The organism is Bacillus sp. FSL K6-1005, from assembly GCF_038000225.1.
In the GTDB taxonomy this organism is placed as follows: domain Bacteria; phylum Bacillota; class Bacilli; order Bacillales; family Bacillaceae; genus Bacillus; species Bacillus mojavensis.
In genome coordinates this window covers 357,739-373,274 of the sequence record NZ_JBBOBP010000001.1, presented here as the reverse complement: position 1 = coordinate 373,274, position 15,536 = coordinate 357,739, and the positions used below count along the sequence as shown (strand labels likewise).

The following is a 15,536-nucleotide window of genomic DNA, read 5'->3' as shown; positions in this document are numbered from 1 at the left end:
GAAGCAAGCAATGTGCAGACCTCAGCGTTTTTAAAGCGAATGAAGCAGCACTCAATCAAGCAAAAACGCAGACTAAAGATCCTGAAACAATAGAGTTCCGCCTCCTCCAAAGGTACTAATTTACAATTTTAATGAAAAATATACAAAATGACACTTCTAACCTTTCATTCAATTTTAGATAATAGACATGATCTGATCTAAAGGAGGGCAAGTGATGACAAAAAAAGCAAGGTTTCTGCCGCTCGTCTGTTTATTACTGATTTCCGGATGGTTTGCGCCCTCTGCTTCAGCAAGCGCGCAAACCGGATTGAACCTGAATGACCGTGCGGCTACTTCTCCCGCAGCCTCTGGGGGCATTCTCTCATTGGTCTCTCCCGCTGCACCATACGCCGACACAGACACCTATTATTATGAAGGTGCTGAAGGAAAAAGCGGAGAGGCGTTAAAAAGCGCGCTGCACCGCATCATCAGCGGACATACGATGCTGTCTTACAGCGAGGTATGGAACGCGCTGAAAGAAACGGATGCAGATCCGGCAAATCCGAATAACGTCATCCTGCTCTATACGAATGAATCGCGTTCGAAAAACCTAAACGGCGGCAATGTCGGGGACTGGAACCGGGAGCATGTCTGGGCGAAATCCCATGGCGATTTTGGTACAAGCAAGGGGCCCGGCACTGACATTCATCACTTGCGTCCAGCAGACGTCCAAGTAAACAGCGCCAGAGGCAACTTGGACTTTGACAACGGCGGCAACGAGTATGCGAAAGCGCCTGGAAATTACTATGATGGAGATTCATGGGAACCCCGCGATGATGTGAAAGGCGATGTCGCCCGCATGCTGTTTTACATGGCTGTCCGCTATGAAGGAGATGACGGCTACCCTGACCTTGAGCTCAATGATAAAACAGGAAACGGCTCTGCTCCTTATCATGGAAAACAATCCGCCTTGCTTGAATGGAATAGGCAGGATCCTGTTGATGCCCGCGAAAGAAAAAGAAATGAAATCATTTATGAAAAATATCAGCACAACCGAAATCCATTTATCGATCACCCTGAATGGGCAGACGACATTTGGCCGTAAGAAAAGGTGCTCCCCGAAGGGAGCACCTTTTCTAATACACAGCCTGTTCCGTTTCAGCATCGAAAAAGACGGCGTGATCCATTTTCACCGCCAGCTGAATCGAATCGCCCGCGGTGATTCGATTGCTGCCGTCCAGCCTTACCGTAAGTCGCTCGTTCCCGGTTCTGGCATGCACAATCAGCTCAGATCCCAAATTTTCATTCACTTCCACCGTCGCTTTCAACACGGAATCAAACAGCCGGTCATTTCCAGTCATTTGTGCGATGTGCTCCGGCCGTACACCGAGTGTCATCGGTTGTCCGGCATAGCCTTTTTCCTTCAGCCGTTTTGCCTTTTCTTCAGGAATATGAAACCGGATCGAAGGATTTGTAAAAAACAGCTCGCCATGCTGCTCTTCAATCATGCCTTTGAAAAAGTTCATTCCGGGAGAGCCAATAAACCCGGCCACGAACAGGTTTGCCGGATAATGATAGATATCATGAGGCTTGGCCACTTGCTGAATTTCGCCTTCATTCATGACGACAATCCGATCGCCCATCGTCATCGCTTCAGTCTGATCATGGGTGACATAGATAATGGTTGCTTCTAGCCGCTGGTGAAGCTTGCTGATTTCTGTCCGCATCGTCACTCTCAGCTTCGCATCCAGATTAGAAAGCGGCTCGTCCATTAAAAAGACCTTCGGTTCCCGCACAATAGACCTGCCGAGAGCCACCCTTTGCCGCTGGCCGCCGGAAAGTGCCTTCGGTTTTCTCTTCAGCAAATGCTCAATCTCCAAAATGTTTGCAGCTGCATGCACCCGCTCGGCAATTTCTTGTTTCGGCATTTTTTTGAGCTTTAATCCAAACGCCATGTTATCGAAAACAGTCATATGCGGATACAGCGCGTAGTTTTGGAACACCATCGCGATATCACGCTCCTTCGGCGGAAGATCATTGACCCGCTCCCCATCGATAAAGAGGCTTCCTTCCGAAATGCTTTCCAGCCCCGCCACCATCCGCAGGGTTGTCGATTTGCCGCAGCCTGACGGCCCCACCAGCACCAAAAGCTCCTTATCTTTTACATCTAAATCAAAGTCCTTCACCGTTAATTGTGAATGATATGATTTTTTGATATGTTCAAATGTTAATGAAGCCATCAGAAAACCCCCCTGTCTTTTTTCTCCGTTATTTCGTCACTGGAAACAACTCGGTCTTTCTGTTATTTTTAGAGTAATCAATTCCCATATTTGCTATATTTCTAAAATAAAAAACGTAAATTTGTATTATAACGTCATAATACATTATAATATAAATAATAGCTTAAAAGGAGGCTACCCCTTGTTAAACAACGGAAGTTCAACACCTTTATACATTCAGCTAAAACAAATCATAACAGATGACATTAAAAAGGGCTTGTATTCCCCGGCTGCCAAGCTGCCCACAGAAAACGAGCTTTGCAGCAAGTATAATGTCAGCCGCATTACCGTCAGAAAAGCCATTCTCGATCTGGTCGAAGAAGGCTATCTGATCAGGCAGCAGGGAAAAGGAACGTTCGTTAAAAGCCCTAAATTGAAGAGAGAGCTGATTGCAGTAAACGGCTACTCTGAATTTATGGAATCAACCGGAAAAAAGCCGAAGCACCAGGTTCTGTCCCATGAAATCATTCCAGCATCGAAACCGATTGCCGAAAAGCTTCAAATTAATACCGAGAGCCCTGTCGTTGAATTAAAACGGATTTTATATAATGATGATCAGCCGCTCACCTTTGAAATCACGCATTATCCGCTGGAGCTGTTTCCTGCCATCAATACGTTTATTGCGGACGGCGTATCTATGCATGATATTTTGAAGCAGCAATACCAAGTTGTTCCCACTCACAATACGAAACTATTAAACGTTGTATATGCCCAGCAGGAGGAAAGCAAATACTTGGATTGCGATATTGGAGATGCACTGTTTGAAATCGATAAAACCGCATTTACCTCAAACGATCAGCCGATCTACTGCTCACTGTTTTTAATGCACACAAACCGTGTCACATTTACAATCAACAGCCCCTACACATAACAGGCATAAAAAACGAGACACTGCTTATAGTATTCTCGTTTTTTCACTGCTTCCCCCTTCCTCCAAGCGGTAGGGATAGCCGTAGCCGAATGCCCCGTACACTCCGCATGTTTTCGCAGCTGTTTCCGCTCCTTGGCACAAAGCGTCCGCCATATTCTGATTCTCACAGAAGGCAGTCAAAAATCCCGCGATAAATGAATCTCCCGCTCCGAGTGTATCAATTATATCAGCTTCCACAATCGGCTGATGATAGATTCGGTCTCCCGCAGACAGGATCGCCCCTTGCCCGCCGCGGGTCATACAAACGATTTTTGCTCCGTACTCATGTGCCTTTTCGGCAAGCTGGCCGCACTCCGTCTCACTCAGATCGCTACCTGAAAAGAACGCGTACGTCACATAAGGACAGACCTTTTTCAAATACTCATCCTCTCGATTTGTTGAAAAATCAAAAGAGACCGGAATCAGACCGCACAGCTGCGGCAAATCGTTCTCAAGCCTGCTGTACACACTGGTATGCAGCAGATCATGCCCGCTGATAAAAGATAAGTCCTTTTCCTGAAACACAAGACGGAGACGCGACTGGATGCCCCCCTTATTCGATCGGACAAAGATCCGGTCCCCCTGTTCATCAAGGGTAACGATTGCCATTCCGTTTTCCCCATGCGCCTGGCGAATAAAATCCGCGTTAACCTTCTCCAATTTCAGCACATTCAGCAGATGAGCCGCGGCTTCGTCATTGCCGACGATTCCGATATAAGAAGCCTCATGTCCAAGCCGTTTTGCAAGCACTGCGACATTTAAAGCGTTACCTCCCGGGTAGAATGTTTCTTGATCCTGATAGTAGTCTACAACATTGTCTCCAACAGCAATTAATTTCATTGTGCTTCCTCCTTTATCCTTTTACGCTTCCGCTTGCAATCCCGCGGACAAAATATTTCTGCATAAATAAAAATAGAATAATAATCGGCGCAGCAGAAATCGTTAATCCCGCCAGCAAGACGCCCCAATCCGTCTGCAGTGCATCTCGGAACTGCATCAACCCCGCCGGAATGGTCCGCAAATTCTCGTCATCTATGAAAATAATCGCAAACATAAACTCATTCCACGTATGGTAAGCCGTCAAAATGCCCGACGTCACTAAAATAGGCACACTCATCGGTAAGAAAATTCTGAAAAATACTCCAAAACTCGTACACCCATCTAAATAAGCCGCCTCTTCCAATTCTTTAGAAATAGAAAGAAAATAAGAGCGGATCAAAATGATGGTAAACGGAATCCGATAAGCCGCATAAGGCAATATCAAAGCCCAATACGTATTGTAAAGCCCCAGCGACTGAATAATGGAATAAAGCGGCACAAGACTGACCTGAGGTGTCAGCATCAAACCGCCAAGACAAAGCACCAAAAAGAACCCTTTTCCTTTAAACTCGAACCTCGAAAGCCCGTACGCTCCCCATGCGCTGATAAAGACAGTGATTACACATGTCAGCGCCGTCACGATCACACTGTTCATAAAATAAGAAGAAATTCCCTGATTCCAGGCGGACACAAAATTCTCCGGATGCCACGAAGACGGAAGCGACCAGCTGTTCTCAAAAATATCATCCGAGCTTTTAAAGGCGCTCATGACCATCCATAAAAGCGGATAAGCAATCGCGATAAGATAGAGAAACAGAAAAACCCACACAGACGTTTCTCCGATATACCATTTTCGCCTCGGCCTTCTTTTCACCTCGATGTGCCGGTCAGGCACAGGCTCTAATCTGAATGAATCTGTCTTCTTTTGAGGCAGCATCTGTTAGTCCTCCTTTCCGGTTTTAAAGAACTTCATTTGCATGAGCGACAAAGCAAGCGTAATGATTAACACAACAGTGGCAATCGCTGAAGCATAGCCCATCATATCCTTTGTAAAGGCGCTTTTATATAAGAACGTGCTTAATACCTCAGAAGCGTTTCCCGGTCCGCCGCCTGTCAAAATGTATGGTTCATTAAATACCGTAAAGGCGCCGGTCAGCGTCATGACCACCGCAACAAAAGACATCTCTTTCGTCTGGGGAATGGTAATGTGAAAAAACTGCTGAATTTTTCCCGCGCCGTCAAGACGCGCCGCTTCATACAGTTCATCCGGTATTTTTTGAATCGACACAATGTACAGCATTGCGATATAACCGACAGACTGCCACTGAGATACAAAAATGACAGAAAGCATAGCCGTGCTGTCATCCCCGAGCCATGCCCTCGTCAGCTGATCAAGACCAACCGCCTGAAGCAGCTGATTCAAAAGCCCCGTCTCAGGGTTGTAAATAAAATCAAACAAAAGCGCGATAACCGTCATCGAGATAACAACCGGCAAAAAGAAAACGGTACGAAAAAAAGGCGACCATTTTCTGACCAGCTTATCCTCAAGCACCGCCGCCAAAATTAAACCGCCAAACACCTGGCATACAATTGAGATCACTGCGTAGAGCACGTTATTCGTGAGGGCTTGATAAAAGACAGGATCACGAAATAATTCAACATAGTTCTTCAATCCGATAAACGTTTTTTCCGGAGAAAAAGAGCTCCATTGAAACAGACTGAGAAAGACATTCTCAAAAATCGGGATATAAACGAAAAGTAAAAAAACAAGAGCCGGCAGCAAAAACAAATAGGGGATTATTCTATTTTGATTGACCAAGGATAACTCATCTCCTTTATAAAAAGAAAAGGTGCGTCGCTTCACCTTTTCTTTGATTTATTCAGCTGACGCCCGCACTTGCTTGGCTGCTTTTTGAACGGCTTTCATGACCTGCTTCGGTGTCATGTCGCCCCCAAGCATTTGCTGGACGCTTGTTAAGTACACATCTGCGATTTCAACATCAACATCCATGTCGAACCACGGAACCATTGATTTGGCATCTACGATATGCTGAACGGCTTCACGCTGTATGGCTGTAGAATTTTCTTCGGTTGCCGTCCCTTGCACCGCACTGTATTTGCCGACGTCTTTGACGAGCTTTTCACCCATTTTTTTCGACGTCAGAAATTGCAAAAATTCCACTGCTTCCTTTGGATGTTTTGTTTTCGAGGAAATCATAAATCCTTCAGGCGCCCCCGTTAACGCTTCTGAAGATCCTTTTTGCCCGCTGATTTCAGGGAATGAGAACATCCCTAGATTCACTGGCTCAACCAGTTTGATTTCAGCAGTTTCCGCATATATCATCGCCGACTTTCCGCTCTTAAATTGTTGTCTCACATATTCATGGTCGACGGAGTTTACATGTTTATTGAAGTAAGGCATCAGTTTTTGCAGCTTTTCAAGTGCTTTCACATAGCCTTCATCGGTAAATTCACCCGTTTTGGCGTTATAGTCCTTTTCTCTTGTTTTTTCATCGACCATCCGCTGATTCAGCGTGCCGATATAATGTGAGATTGTCCAAGTCGCTTTTGTTCCGAAACTAATCGGTGTATAGCCATTTTCTTTCAGCTTCTTCGAGACATCGATGAGTTCATCCCAAGTCGCCGGGGGCTCTAGATTGAGCTTTTTAAATATGTCTTTATTATAGAAAAATGATTTAGCGTCCATTTGCCACGGCACGCCATATTGTTTGTTTTCATACGTAAATGGTGTAACTTGCGATTGAACGAGCTGTGATGACCAATCTGTATCATCTTTGTAGTAGGACGAGAGATCAAGTGCTTTCTTTCCTCTGATAAATTTAAAAGCAAACTCATCACTCCATGAGAAGTAAATATCAGGAGGGCTGCTGGTTCCCAGCATAACTTTAATTTTATCTTTATAGGAGTCATTCAAAACCGCTTCAGTTTGAATGTCGATATCCGGATGCTCTTTTTCAAATTCCTTTACAACCTCTTCAAAATACCTTTTTTCCGGCTCCTTCGGCCATCTGTGGAAAAATTTCAATATCACCTTTCCATCCGCTGAACTGCCCTGGCTCGAACAGCCCGCAATGGTGAGCATACTGACAGCTGCAATGATCAAAAATAAAAACATTTTCTTCAAAGGGTTGGCCTCCTCTGGACATTAGACTATAATGTTATATAACATTATAGTCTAATGCATAATGGTTCCTCTTTTTCAGATCAATACTCAACTTTCCACATGTATCTTCTATGAGATAAAGGATGATTTCTCGCTTCTGCCAAAGCGTCCGCATAGCTTCTCAGCACACGGTTAAGAACGAGCGGAGCAAGATAGCCTTTTACTGAATCGTCAATTGCAGTGAAGTCGTAAGATGCGGCATCGAGCACAGTCAGCTTTTTGCCATATTTTTTCGAGAAGGTAAGCGCCCGCTCTTCAAGAGGCCTTGTTTCATCTAAACCGAGCAGGATGATAAACGGCACGGATTCATCAATAATTTCGAACGGTCCGTGAAAATATTCTCCGGCATGAATGGCGTGGGAATGAATCCATTGCATTTCCATGAGAATGCAGATGCTGTAGGAGTAAGCGACACCGTAGTTTGCACCGCTTGCCATTGTATAAATGATGCTTTCTTTTTCATGTATTTTTGCAAATTGCTGTGCGTTGTCAGCTTCCTGCTTAAGGGCTTCATCATACACAGCCTGCAATTGATCTAAACCTTCAATTGCTTGTTCAAATGTCGTATTGTTTTCTAATACCTGCAAAGCGCCGAAAACGATTTGATATAGAACACCATAGTTCGTATTGATCGCCTGCGCCTCATCACCCCAGTCATACTGGGCGACATATTGCGCTTCCTGTGCTAAAGGAGACTCCGGCTTATACGTCATTGCAATCGTTAGCGCGCCTTTGCTTCTCGCAAATGCAGCGGCTTTTACCGTTTCCGGGGTATTTCCCGAGTGCGAGCACAAAATGACAAGAGACTTTTCACCAAGCTGCACAGGGTTTCGCTGAATAAATTCATTAGAGCTGTAAAGGTCAGAGCTGATTGATTTTGACTCCCTGTCAAACACATATTTACTCGGATACATAATGGCCGAAGACCCTCCGCATGCGACAAAGAATACATGGTCGATGGTTTTTCCTTTCAAATCCTGCAAGAAAGCTTGAACCTCACGATTAACTTTTGCTGTGACCTGACTCAAATCCTTCACTCCTCGTTTTTATTATATAACGTTATATAACATTATATATTGTTATATTAAAGTCCAGAGATAGGAATGTCAATATTATTTTCTGAAATTTCTCATTAATTTACTCGAATAATAGACAAAGATCTATCTGCGGAAAAATGCCCAAATGAAAAGCCAGAACTTAATATAAGCTCTGGCCTCGCTGTTCAATCCGCAGACTGACTTCTTATTTAAAAAATACCTTGTCTATATTATACTTCGAGTGCTGTGTATTGATGATATAGGTTTCATAAATTTCTCTTTCCATTGGATCTTCAACTACACATACTTCAATTTTATAAACTTCGTCCCTGTGATGTTTAATCGGTGAGACAGTGTCTTCAAAATGTTTCTTAATTCTCTGTCTTAACTTTCTGGCTTTACCGACAAATAGCAGTTCGTCATGAATGTTGTAAAACATGAAGATGCCGCCTTTATCCCTTGGTATCTGGTGAAAGTCGATGAATCCGTAAATCGCCTTTATTTTCGGCTCGTTATCATTAGCTGACTGCTGTCGTTCAGTGATGGTGACATTCGGTGCGGGTATATCAATTTTTATCAAAATCAGTTCACGTCCTCTTTTTCATTAAAGATAAATGCTAACACAGACAGGAGAGAAAAGCTAGAACAGCTTTACTATATTTGTTTGTCATGCCTTTCATTATTATGCAAGCGCACAGGCAAGATCATAAGGGCTAAGGTCTATTTCTGTCTGCTTTCCGAGAACTAGCTTTGCGAGCTCTGAACCGAGAAACGGTCCCATCGTTAGTCCCGACGCGCCTAAACCGTTAGCGGCGTAAAGTCCTTGAACATTCGGCACGGCACCCACCACTGGCAGAAACCCCGGTGTAAACGGTCTGAAGCCCACTCTTGTTTCAATGACTGTGCTGTCAGCAAGCCCAGGGGCTGCGGCAAGTGCTTTGCTCAAGACTTCATGCTGTCCCCCTGCTGTCACACGCAGGTCTTTAAGATCGGCCTCATTTTCATGGGTGGCGCCTGCTACAATTCTGCCGTCATCAAAGGACAAAATATACTGGTCATTCGGCGGCATCACCACCGGCCACGATGCGGTATCTGCACCAGGAATTTCAAAATGCATAATCTGCGCCTTCTGAAAGGATACTTGAAAATGAATGCCCAGAGGCTTCATCAACTCATTGGCCCACGCCCCTCCAGTCACGATCACACTATCAGCCTCAAACTGCTGTTTGTCTGTTTGGACACCGGTGACTCTTCCGCTTTCAAAACACAAGGACGCATTTCCTTTTTCAATGACCGCACCATGTTTCTCGGCAGCATTCAAAAGCGACCGGCAAAGCGACCTCCCGTTCACACGGGCGGCACCACTGATATGAACCGATTCATAGCCATCAGCTAAAATGGGAAACAGCTTTTTCGTTTCACTCGCGGACAAACGGGTGATGTCACCTATCTCCGGCGCATGCTCGCGCCGCTTATACGCCCGCTCCTCCATCTTATCGAGCTTCGCCGCATCAGTGTGTATGCTGATCGCGCCGACACGCTTGTATCCGGTGTCTGTTTCACCGTCCTCTTCCAGTTGCTTGATTAAATCATTATAGTATCGCGCTCCGCCCTTAGCGAGCTGATACCAATCCTGATTGCGGCGCTGCGACAGCCAAGGACAGACGATTCCCGCCGCCGCGTCAGTCGCTTGTCCCGGTTCATTCCGGTCAATCACCGTAACCCGGGCTCCTGATTTTGCGAGATGATAAGCCGTCGACGCACCTAGTATGCCTGCGCCGACGATGATGTAAGACTTCATATGCAAACACCTTTTCTTTTATAATATCTATTCATTTTACCAAATAGAGTGCTTTCCTTCGACCTTTAGCCCCAATATGGAAAAACCGCGAAGTTCGTCCAATCTCTTCACTCTCCTATCGAATATCCTGTCACTATCAATAGAGAAAGGATGATACCATGAGCGAAAATCGTCATGAAAATGAAGAAAACACAGACCGCAATACAGCAGTTGCAAAAGTCCAAAACAGCGGCAATTCAAATGTTGTGGTCAACGTGAATACTGATCAGGACCAGGCACAGGCGCAGTCACAAGACGGGGAAGAGTAATGAACGAAAATATTATTCCTATCAACAGACATGCTGCGGAAATGCCCAAAAATGGCTCTGTTATTGAAAACAGCGGCAATTCGGAAGTCCATATTGATATTCACATTGACACAATGCCGATTGCCTTTGCCGTTTTATGCTCTGCATTAGCCGCAAAGCAGATGACAAAAGATGAATTCGACACAGCCTATGCTCAATTGCTAGAGATGAAAAAAGTTGATATTCCCTCAGCATCCACCATCAATATTCATCCTAATGATATATCCGAAAGTTGAAATAGCAACCGCAGGCTTAAACATGCCTGCGGTTCTCATCATTTAAAGTATACATCATTTAGCCAATAACCACATGTTAACAAATTATACATATTAAGTAACAGGAACTAACCTTTCTTTATCCAAATTGTAAGGTGTAAGGAAAAATAAAAAAGGAGTGTACAAATGAAATGTAAAAAAGCGATTATTTCTGCACTATCAGTTTCAGCTTTGGCTTTAAGCTTAGGCAGTGTGGCCTCTGCTGAAGAAATGTCAGCTACTCCAACACCTTCAATTCAAAATGTATCAAACAGCCCTATTAAAGTCATGGATGCCTTTTACCAAATGAAAGTAAACAGTTACTTAAATATTGCTAGAGAAGGAGCCACTAGCTATGTTGTAACTTCCGGTCGTGATTATATCTCTGTGAGTCAAAGCGGAGTGGTATACAGCAAGTCAATTCCTGGTTCTGCTCAAGTTACTATCTATAAGGGAACAAGCGTACTAGGAGTTGTCACGATTAGTGTTCGTCTGTAAACAAATAAAACCCGGCGGTATTCCGCCGGGTTTTATTTTTACATTAACCGATTGAACCTTCCATTTCGAATTTAATCAAACGGTTCATTTCAACTGCGTATTCCATTGGAAGCTCTTTTGTGAATGGCTCGATGAAGCCCATTACGATCATTTCAGTTGCTTCTTCTTCGGAAATACCGCGGCTCATCAAGTAGAAGAGCTGCTCTTCAGATACTTTAGACACTTTCGCTTCGTGCTCTAATGAAATGTTATCATTTAAGATTTCATTGTAAGGAATTGTGTCTGAAGTAGATTTGTTATCCATAATGAGCGTATCGCACTCGATGTTGGAACGGGCGCCTTCCGCTTTGCGTCCGAAGTGGACGATTCCGCGGTACGTTACTTTTCCGCCTTGTTTTGAAATCGATTTTGATACGATTGTGGATGATGTGTTTGGTGCAAGGTGAATCATTTTCGCACCCGCATCCTGATGCTGGCCTTTACCTGCAAGAGCGATAGAAAGCGTCATACCGCGCGCGCCTTCGCCTTTTAGGATACAAGCAGGATATTTCATTGTCAGTTTAGAACCGATGTTGCCGTCGATCCATTCCATCGTTGCGTTTTCTTCACATACTGTACGCTTCGTTACTAGGTTGTAAACGTTGTTCGCCCAGTTTTGGATCGTTGTATAACGGCAGTAGCCGCCTTTTTTCACGATAATCTCAACAACCGCACTGTGGAGAGAGTTTGTTGTGTAAACAGGCGCAGTACATCCCTCAACGTAATGCACGCTTGCTTCTTCGTCAACGATGATCAGCGTACGTTCGAACTGACCCATGTTTTCAGAGTTGATACGGAAGTAAGCTTGAAGCGGTGTTTCAACCTTTACGCCTTTTGGCACGTAGATGAAAGATCCGCCGGACCAAACAGCTGAGTTCAGCGCCGCAAACTTGTTATCAGTCGGCGGAATCACTTTTGCCCAGTGCTCACGGAAAATGTCTTCATTTTCTTTCAGCGCGCTGTCTGTGTCTTTAAAGACGATGCCTTGCGCTTCAAGATCTTCCTTCATGTTGTGGTATACAACCTCAGATTCGTACTGAGCAGAAACACCCGCAAGGTATTTTTGTTCAGCTTCAGGAATCCCGAGCTTGTCGAATGTTTGCTTAATTTCTTCAGGAACTTCATCCCAAGAACGCTCTGAACGCTCAGACGGTTTTACGTAGTACGTAATTTCGTCAAAGTTCAGTGAGTTTAGATCTCCGCCCCATTGTGGCATTGGCATGTTGTAGAAATGTTCAAGTGATTTCAAGCGGAAATCAAGCATCCATTGAGGCTCTTCTTTCATGCGAGAAATTTCTTCTACGATTTCTTTTGTCAATCCGCGCTCTGAACGGAAAATGGAAACGTCCTTGTCGTGAAAACCATATTTGTATTCACCAATATCAGGCATTTTTTTAGCCATCCATTTTCACTCCAATCCTTTTAATTGCCGCCCTCTTCTTTAGCGACTCCTTTTTCAAGTGCCTTCCATGACAGGGTTGCACATTTAATACGGGCCGGGAATTTTGAAACGCCTTGAAGGGCTTCAATATCACCCAAATCTATAGAATCATCGTATTCTTTCCCTTGCATCATATCTGAGAAAATCTTAGACATGGAAAGGGCTGTTTCAATATCTTTCCCTTTAATCGCCTGAGTCATCATCGAAGCGGATGCCATTGAAATGGAACAGCCTTCCCCTTCAAATTTCGCATCTTCCACGATGTCTCCGTCAAGCTTCATTGTCAGTCTGATACGGTCGCCGCATGTCGGATTGTTCATATCCACGACGATGCTGTCATTCAAAACCCCTTTGTTGCGCGGGTTTTTGTAATGATCCATAATCACTTGTCTGTACAATGTATCTAAGTTTGCATTAAAAGACATTTGTAAAATACTCCTTTGTCTTTTGAAGAGCTTCCACAAGCTTATCAATCTCTTCCTCTGTATTATACAGATAAAAGCTTGCTCTCGCAGTAGCAGTTACATCCAGCCATTTCATCAGCGGCTGGGCGCAATGGTGACCGGCTCTGACAGCGATCCCTTCCGCATCAAGTACGGTTGCCACATCGTGCGGATGAACATCATCAAGATTAAATGTGATCAGCCCGGCACGCTCTTCCGGTCCGTAAACCGTCACGCCGTCAAGCTGACGGAAGCGTTCAAGCGCATAAGCTGCAAGCTTGTGCTCGTGGCGGGAAATCTCATCAAGGCCGATTTCTTCAAGAAAATCAATGGCGGCACCAAGACCGATTGCTCCAGCAATAATCGGAGTACCCGCTTCGAATTTCCACGGAAGCTCTTTCCAAGTTGATTCATAAAGCCCGACAAAGTCGATCATTTCACCGCCGAATTCGGCAGGCTCCATGTTTTCCAGCAGGGCTCTCTTTCCGTACAGTACACCTACTCCAGTAGGACCGCACATTTTGTGGGAAGAAAGCGCAAAGAAGTCGCAATCGAGATCCTGCACGTCAATTTTCATGTGAGGCGCGCTTTGTGCACCGTCCACCACAATGACAGCCCCATTGTCATGAGCGATTTTCGCCATTTCTTTTATCGGGTTGACCGTGCCGAGAACGTTAGACACATGAGAGACCGCAACAATCTTTGTATTGCTTGTGACCGTTGCTCTGACATCATCTAATGAAATCGTGCCGTCTTCCTGCAGCGGAATATATTTTAATGTGGCGCCAGTCGCTTTGACAGCCTGCTGCCACGGAATGATATTCGCATGATGCTCCATATAGGTGATGACCACTTCATCACCCGGTTTGAGGTTGGCGCGTGCATAGCTCAGCGCCACCATGTTCAGTGATGTGGTCGTGCCTTTTGTGAAAATAATCTCAGCCATTGACTTCGCGTTAATAAACTTGCGGACTTTTTCACGCGCTCCTTCATAACCGTCTGTCGCTCTGGTTCCAAGCGTATGGACGCCCCGGTGAACATTGGAATTGTATTGGTTATAATACTTATCCAGTGTTTCAATGACAGCACGCGGCTTCTGGGAAGTCGCCGCGCTGTCGAGATAAACGAGATCATGTCCGTTCACTTGCTGATGAAGGATCGGGAACTGTTCACGAATATCTGTGATATTCATTACTTCACTTTCCTTTCGATAACAGAAACCAATTGTTTCTTAACGCCTTCAATCGGAAGTTCGTTAACTACCGGCGCAAGGAATCCGTAGATGACTAAGCGTTCTGCTTCTTCTTTCGAAATACCGCGGCTCATCAGGTAGTAAAGCTGAATAGGATCCACACGGCCGACAGATGCCGCATGTCCTGCCGTTACATCGTCTTCGTCAATTAAAAGAATAGGGTTTGCGTCTCCGCGCGCTTTTTCGCTGAGCATCAGCACACGGGATTCCTGTTCCGCATTCGCTTTAGAAGCGCCATGTTCGATTTTGCCGATTCCGTTAAAGATAGAAGAAGCGGAATCCTTCATCACACCGTGCTTCAAGATATATCCTTCAGAAGCTTTACCGAAATGGATGATTTGTGTCGTAAAGTTTTCTGTTTGCTCTCCTCTTCCGACAACAACCGTTTTCGTGTCGCCGTAAGTGCCGTCACCGTAAAGGTTTGTTGTGTTTTCGGAAATGGTGTCGCCATCGTTCATGAGGCCGAGTGCCCACTCGATTTTGCTGTCGCGTCCGCGCGCAGCACCACGGCGGTTGACATAAGTTGTCACGCCAGAAGACAGAGTATCCACCGCACCGTATGTCACACTGGCATTATCACCTGTGATAACCTCACTGATAATATTGAATACAGCATCTTTCGGGTTGACCGTGCTGATGTAGTTTTCTACATACGTTACTGAGCTATGGTCTTCCGCCACAATCAATACGTGGTTGAATAGTGCTGTATCGTTGCTCTCATGGACATAAACAGCCTGAACCGGCGTCTCCACCTGAACATTTTTCGGAACATATAGGAATGCCCCTCCGTTCACAAGAGCTGCGTGAAGTGCGGTTAATTTATGCTCATCAACCTTCACGCCGTCTTTCATAAAGTATTTCTCCACTAAGTCGCTGTGCTCGCGTGCAGCAGTCAAAATATCAGTAAAGATGACGCCTTTGTCTTTCAATTCCTGAGAAAGAGAAATGAATGCAGGCGTCTGATCACGCTGAACATATAACGTTTTATCTTCGTTTTCAACATCGATCAGCGCTTTTGCTTCATCAGTCAAATCCTCTAATGAAGAAAGCGGCTCATTATCAACTGTATGCTTCGCGAAGTTCGTGAAGTTCCAGTTTGTAATTTTTGTTTTGTCAGGCTTCGGCATCGGCAGATCCTCAGCTTGTTCAAGAGCCTGTAAGCGCAGGTTTTTCAGCCAGGCAGGTTCTTGATGCTTTTCGGAAAAGCTTTTGAGATACTCCTGATCTACGGATAGTTTTGTATCTAGTGTCAT

The 15,536-nt window shown here is 44.9% G+C and carries 17 protein-coding genes; 5 read left to right on the top strand and 12 right to left on the bottom strand.

Translation table 11 applies throughout. From position 1 onward, the window contains the following. Positions 1–214 precede the first annotated feature (214 nt). Positions 215–1,084, top strand: a complete 870-nt coding sequence (locus NST16_RS01835; RefSeq protein ID WP_268448386.1) for an endonuclease I family protein — start codon at positions 215–217, stop codon at positions 1,082–1,084. A 31-nt stretch (positions 1,085–1,115) separates the two neighbouring features. Here NST16_RS01835 and NST16_RS01830 read toward each other — a convergent pair whose 3' ends face one another. Then, positions 1,116–2,219: an ABC transporter ATP-binding protein gene (locus NST16_RS01830; RefSeq protein ID WP_340883693.1), complete on the bottom strand. Its 1,104-nt coding sequence runs from the start codon at positions 2,217–2,219 to the stop codon at positions 1,116–1,118. 181 nt (positions 2,220–2,400) lie between these two features. On the opposite strand from NST16_RS01830, the gene frlR reads away from it, so the two are divergent. After that, positions 2,401–3,129, top strand: coding sequence for a transcriptional regulator FrlR (frlR, locus tag NST16_RS01825; protein ID WP_168748684.1), 729 nt, complete (start codon positions 2,401–2,403; stop codon positions 3,127–3,129). A 24-nt stretch (positions 3,130–3,153) separates the two neighbouring features. On the opposite strand, the gene NST16_RS01820 is transcribed toward frlR, so the two are convergent. The 7 genes from NST16_RS01820 to NST16_RS01790 form a co-directional block, all read right to left on the bottom strand. Next, complete coding sequence (locus tag NST16_RS01820) at positions 3,154–4,008, bottom strand: fructoselysine 6-kinase (RefSeq protein ID WP_340883692.1); 855 nt, start codon at positions 4,006–4,008, stop codon at positions 3,154–3,156. Positions 4,009–4,021: 13 nt separating this feature from the next. Beyond that, positions 4,022–4,924, bottom strand: a complete 903-nt coding sequence (locus tag NST16_RS01815; protein ID WP_339191479.1) for a carbohydrate ABC transporter permease — start codon at positions 4,922–4,924, stop codon at positions 4,022–4,024. 3 nt (positions 4,925–4,927) lie between these two features. After that, entirely contained in the window at positions 4,928–5,806 is an 879-nt protein-coding gene (locus NST16_RS01810; RefSeq protein ID WP_168748687.1) for a carbohydrate ABC transporter permease, read from the bottom strand. A gap of 57 nt (positions 5,807–5,863) precedes the next feature. After that, positions 5,864–7,132, bottom strand: coding sequence for an ABC transporter substrate-binding protein (locus NST16_RS01805; RefSeq protein WP_340883690.1), 1,269 nt, complete (start codon positions 7,130–7,132; stop codon positions 5,864–5,866). 80 nt (positions 7,133–7,212) lie between these two features. Next, the gene (frlB, locus tag NST16_RS01800; protein WP_268448378.1) at positions 7,213–8,199 is read right to left on the bottom strand and encodes a fructosamine deglycase FrlB; all 987 of its coding nucleotides are present in this window, start codon (positions 8,197–8,199) and stop codon (positions 7,213–7,215) included. A 214-nt stretch (positions 8,200–8,413) separates the two neighbouring features. Next, positions 8,414–8,788, bottom strand: coding sequence for a nucleotide excision repair endonuclease (locus NST16_RS01795; RefSeq protein WP_041521064.1), 375 nt, complete (start codon positions 8,786–8,788; stop codon positions 8,414–8,416). A gap of 102 nt (positions 8,789–8,890) precedes the next feature. Further along, positions 8,891–10,009: an NAD(P)/FAD-dependent oxidoreductase gene (locus tag NST16_RS01790; RefSeq protein ID WP_268448376.1), complete on the bottom strand. Its 1,119-nt coding sequence runs from the start codon at positions 10,007–10,009 to the stop codon at positions 8,891–8,893. Positions 10,010–10,167: 158 nt separating this feature from the next. Between NST16_RS01790 and NST16_RS01785 the strand changes: the two genes are divergently transcribed. From NST16_RS01785 to NST16_RS01775, 3 genes are all read left to right on the top strand, one after another. Then, positions 10,168–10,317 carry a spore protein gene (locus NST16_RS01785; RefSeq protein ID WP_168748691.1) on the top strand — a complete coding sequence of 50 codons (150 nt, stop codon included), beginning with the start codon at positions 10,168–10,170 and terminating at the stop codon, positions 10,315–10,317. Next, complete coding sequence (locus NST16_RS01780) at positions 10,317–10,592, top strand: hypothetical protein (protein ID WP_268448374.1); 276 nt, start codon at positions 10,317–10,319, stop codon at positions 10,590–10,592. Before NST16_RS01785 ends, NST16_RS01780 begins: the two co-directional genes overlap by 1 nt. A gap of 165 nt (positions 10,593–10,757) precedes the next feature. Beyond that, a complete protein-coding gene (locus tag NST16_RS01775) occupies positions 10,758–11,108 on the top strand; it encodes a hypothetical protein (protein ID WP_268448373.1) in 351 nt (116 codons plus the stop codon). A 43-nt stretch (positions 11,109–11,151) separates the two neighbouring features. Here NST16_RS01775 and sufB read toward each other — a convergent pair whose 3' ends face one another. Genes sufB through sufD form a run of 4 tightly spaced genes read right to left on the bottom strand, consistent with a single transcriptional unit; the run spans position 11,152 to position 15,536 of the window. Continuing rightward, entirely contained in the window at positions 11,152–12,549 is a 1,398-nt protein-coding gene (gene sufB, locus NST16_RS01770) for a Fe-S cluster assembly protein SufB (RefSeq protein ID WP_003228608.1), read from the bottom strand. Positions 12,550–12,569: 20 nt separating this feature from the next. Continuing rightward, positions 12,570–13,013: a Fe-S cluster assembly sulfur transfer protein SufU gene (gene sufU / locus NST16_RS01765; protein WP_003222809.1), complete on the bottom strand. Its 444-nt coding sequence runs from the start codon at positions 13,011–13,013 to the stop codon at positions 12,570–12,572. Further along, positions 13,003–14,223: a cysteine desulfurase SufS gene (gene sufS / locus NST16_RS01760; RefSeq protein ID WP_010331786.1), complete on the bottom strand. Its 1,221-nt coding sequence runs from the start codon at positions 14,221–14,223 to the stop codon at positions 13,003–13,005. The genes sufU and sufS overlap by 11 nt, the downstream gene beginning before the upstream one ends. After that, the gene (sufD, locus tag NST16_RS01755) at positions 14,223–15,536 is read right to left on the bottom strand and encodes a Fe-S cluster assembly protein SufD (RefSeq protein WP_326130183.1); all 1,314 of its coding nucleotides are present in this window, start codon (positions 15,534–15,536) and stop codon (positions 14,223–14,225) included. The genes sufS and sufD overlap by 1 nt, the downstream gene beginning before the upstream one ends.

What these genes read in the sequence shown, in the direction of transcription:
- sufB (WP_003228608.1), bottom strand. Translation starts at nt 12,549, where the DNA reads ATGGCTAAAAAAATGCCTGATATTGGTGAATACAAATATGGTTTTCAC.
- sufU (WP_003222809.1), bottom strand. Translation starts at nt 13,013, where the DNA reads ATGTCTTTTAATGCAAACTTAGATACATTGTACAGACAAGTGATTATG.
- NST16_RS01815 (WP_339191479.1), bottom strand. Translation starts at nt 4,924, where the DNA reads ATGCTGCCTCAAAAGAAGACAGATTCATTCAGATTAGAGCCTGTGCCT.
- NST16_RS01780 (WP_268448374.1), top strand. Translation starts at nt 10,317, where the DNA reads ATGAACGAAAATATTATTCCTATCAACAGACATGCTGCGGAAATGCCC.
- NST16_RS01820 (WP_340883692.1), bottom strand. Translation starts at nt 4,008, where the DNA reads ATGAAATTAATTGCTGTTGGAGACAATGTTGTAGACTACTATCAGGAT.
- sufD (WP_326130183.1), bottom strand. Translation starts at nt 15,536, where the DNA reads ATGACACTAGATACAAAACTATCCGTAGATCAGGAGTATCTCAAAAGC.
- sufS (WP_010331786.1), bottom strand. Translation starts at nt 14,223, where the DNA reads ATGAATATCACAGATATTCGTGAACAGTTCCCGATCCTTCATCAGCAA.
- NST16_RS01790 (WP_268448376.1), bottom strand. Translation starts at nt 10,009, where the DNA reads ATGAAGTCTTACATCATCGTCGGCGCAGGCATACTAGGTGCGTCGACG.
- NST16_RS01835 (WP_268448386.1), top strand. Translation starts at nt 215, where the DNA reads ATGACAAAAAAAGCAAGGTTTCTGCCGCTCGTCTGTTTATTACTGATT.
- NST16_RS01785 (WP_168748691.1), top strand. Translation starts at nt 10,168, where the DNA reads ATGAGCGAAAATCGTCATGAAAATGAAGAAAACACAGACCGCAATACA.
- NST16_RS01830 (WP_340883693.1), bottom strand. Translation starts at nt 2,219, where the DNA reads ATGGCTTCATTAACATTTGAACATATCAAAAAATCATATCATTCACAA.
- NST16_RS01775 (WP_268448373.1), top strand. Translation starts at nt 10,758, where the DNA reads ATGAAATGTAAAAAAGCGATTATTTCTGCACTATCAGTTTCAGCTTTG.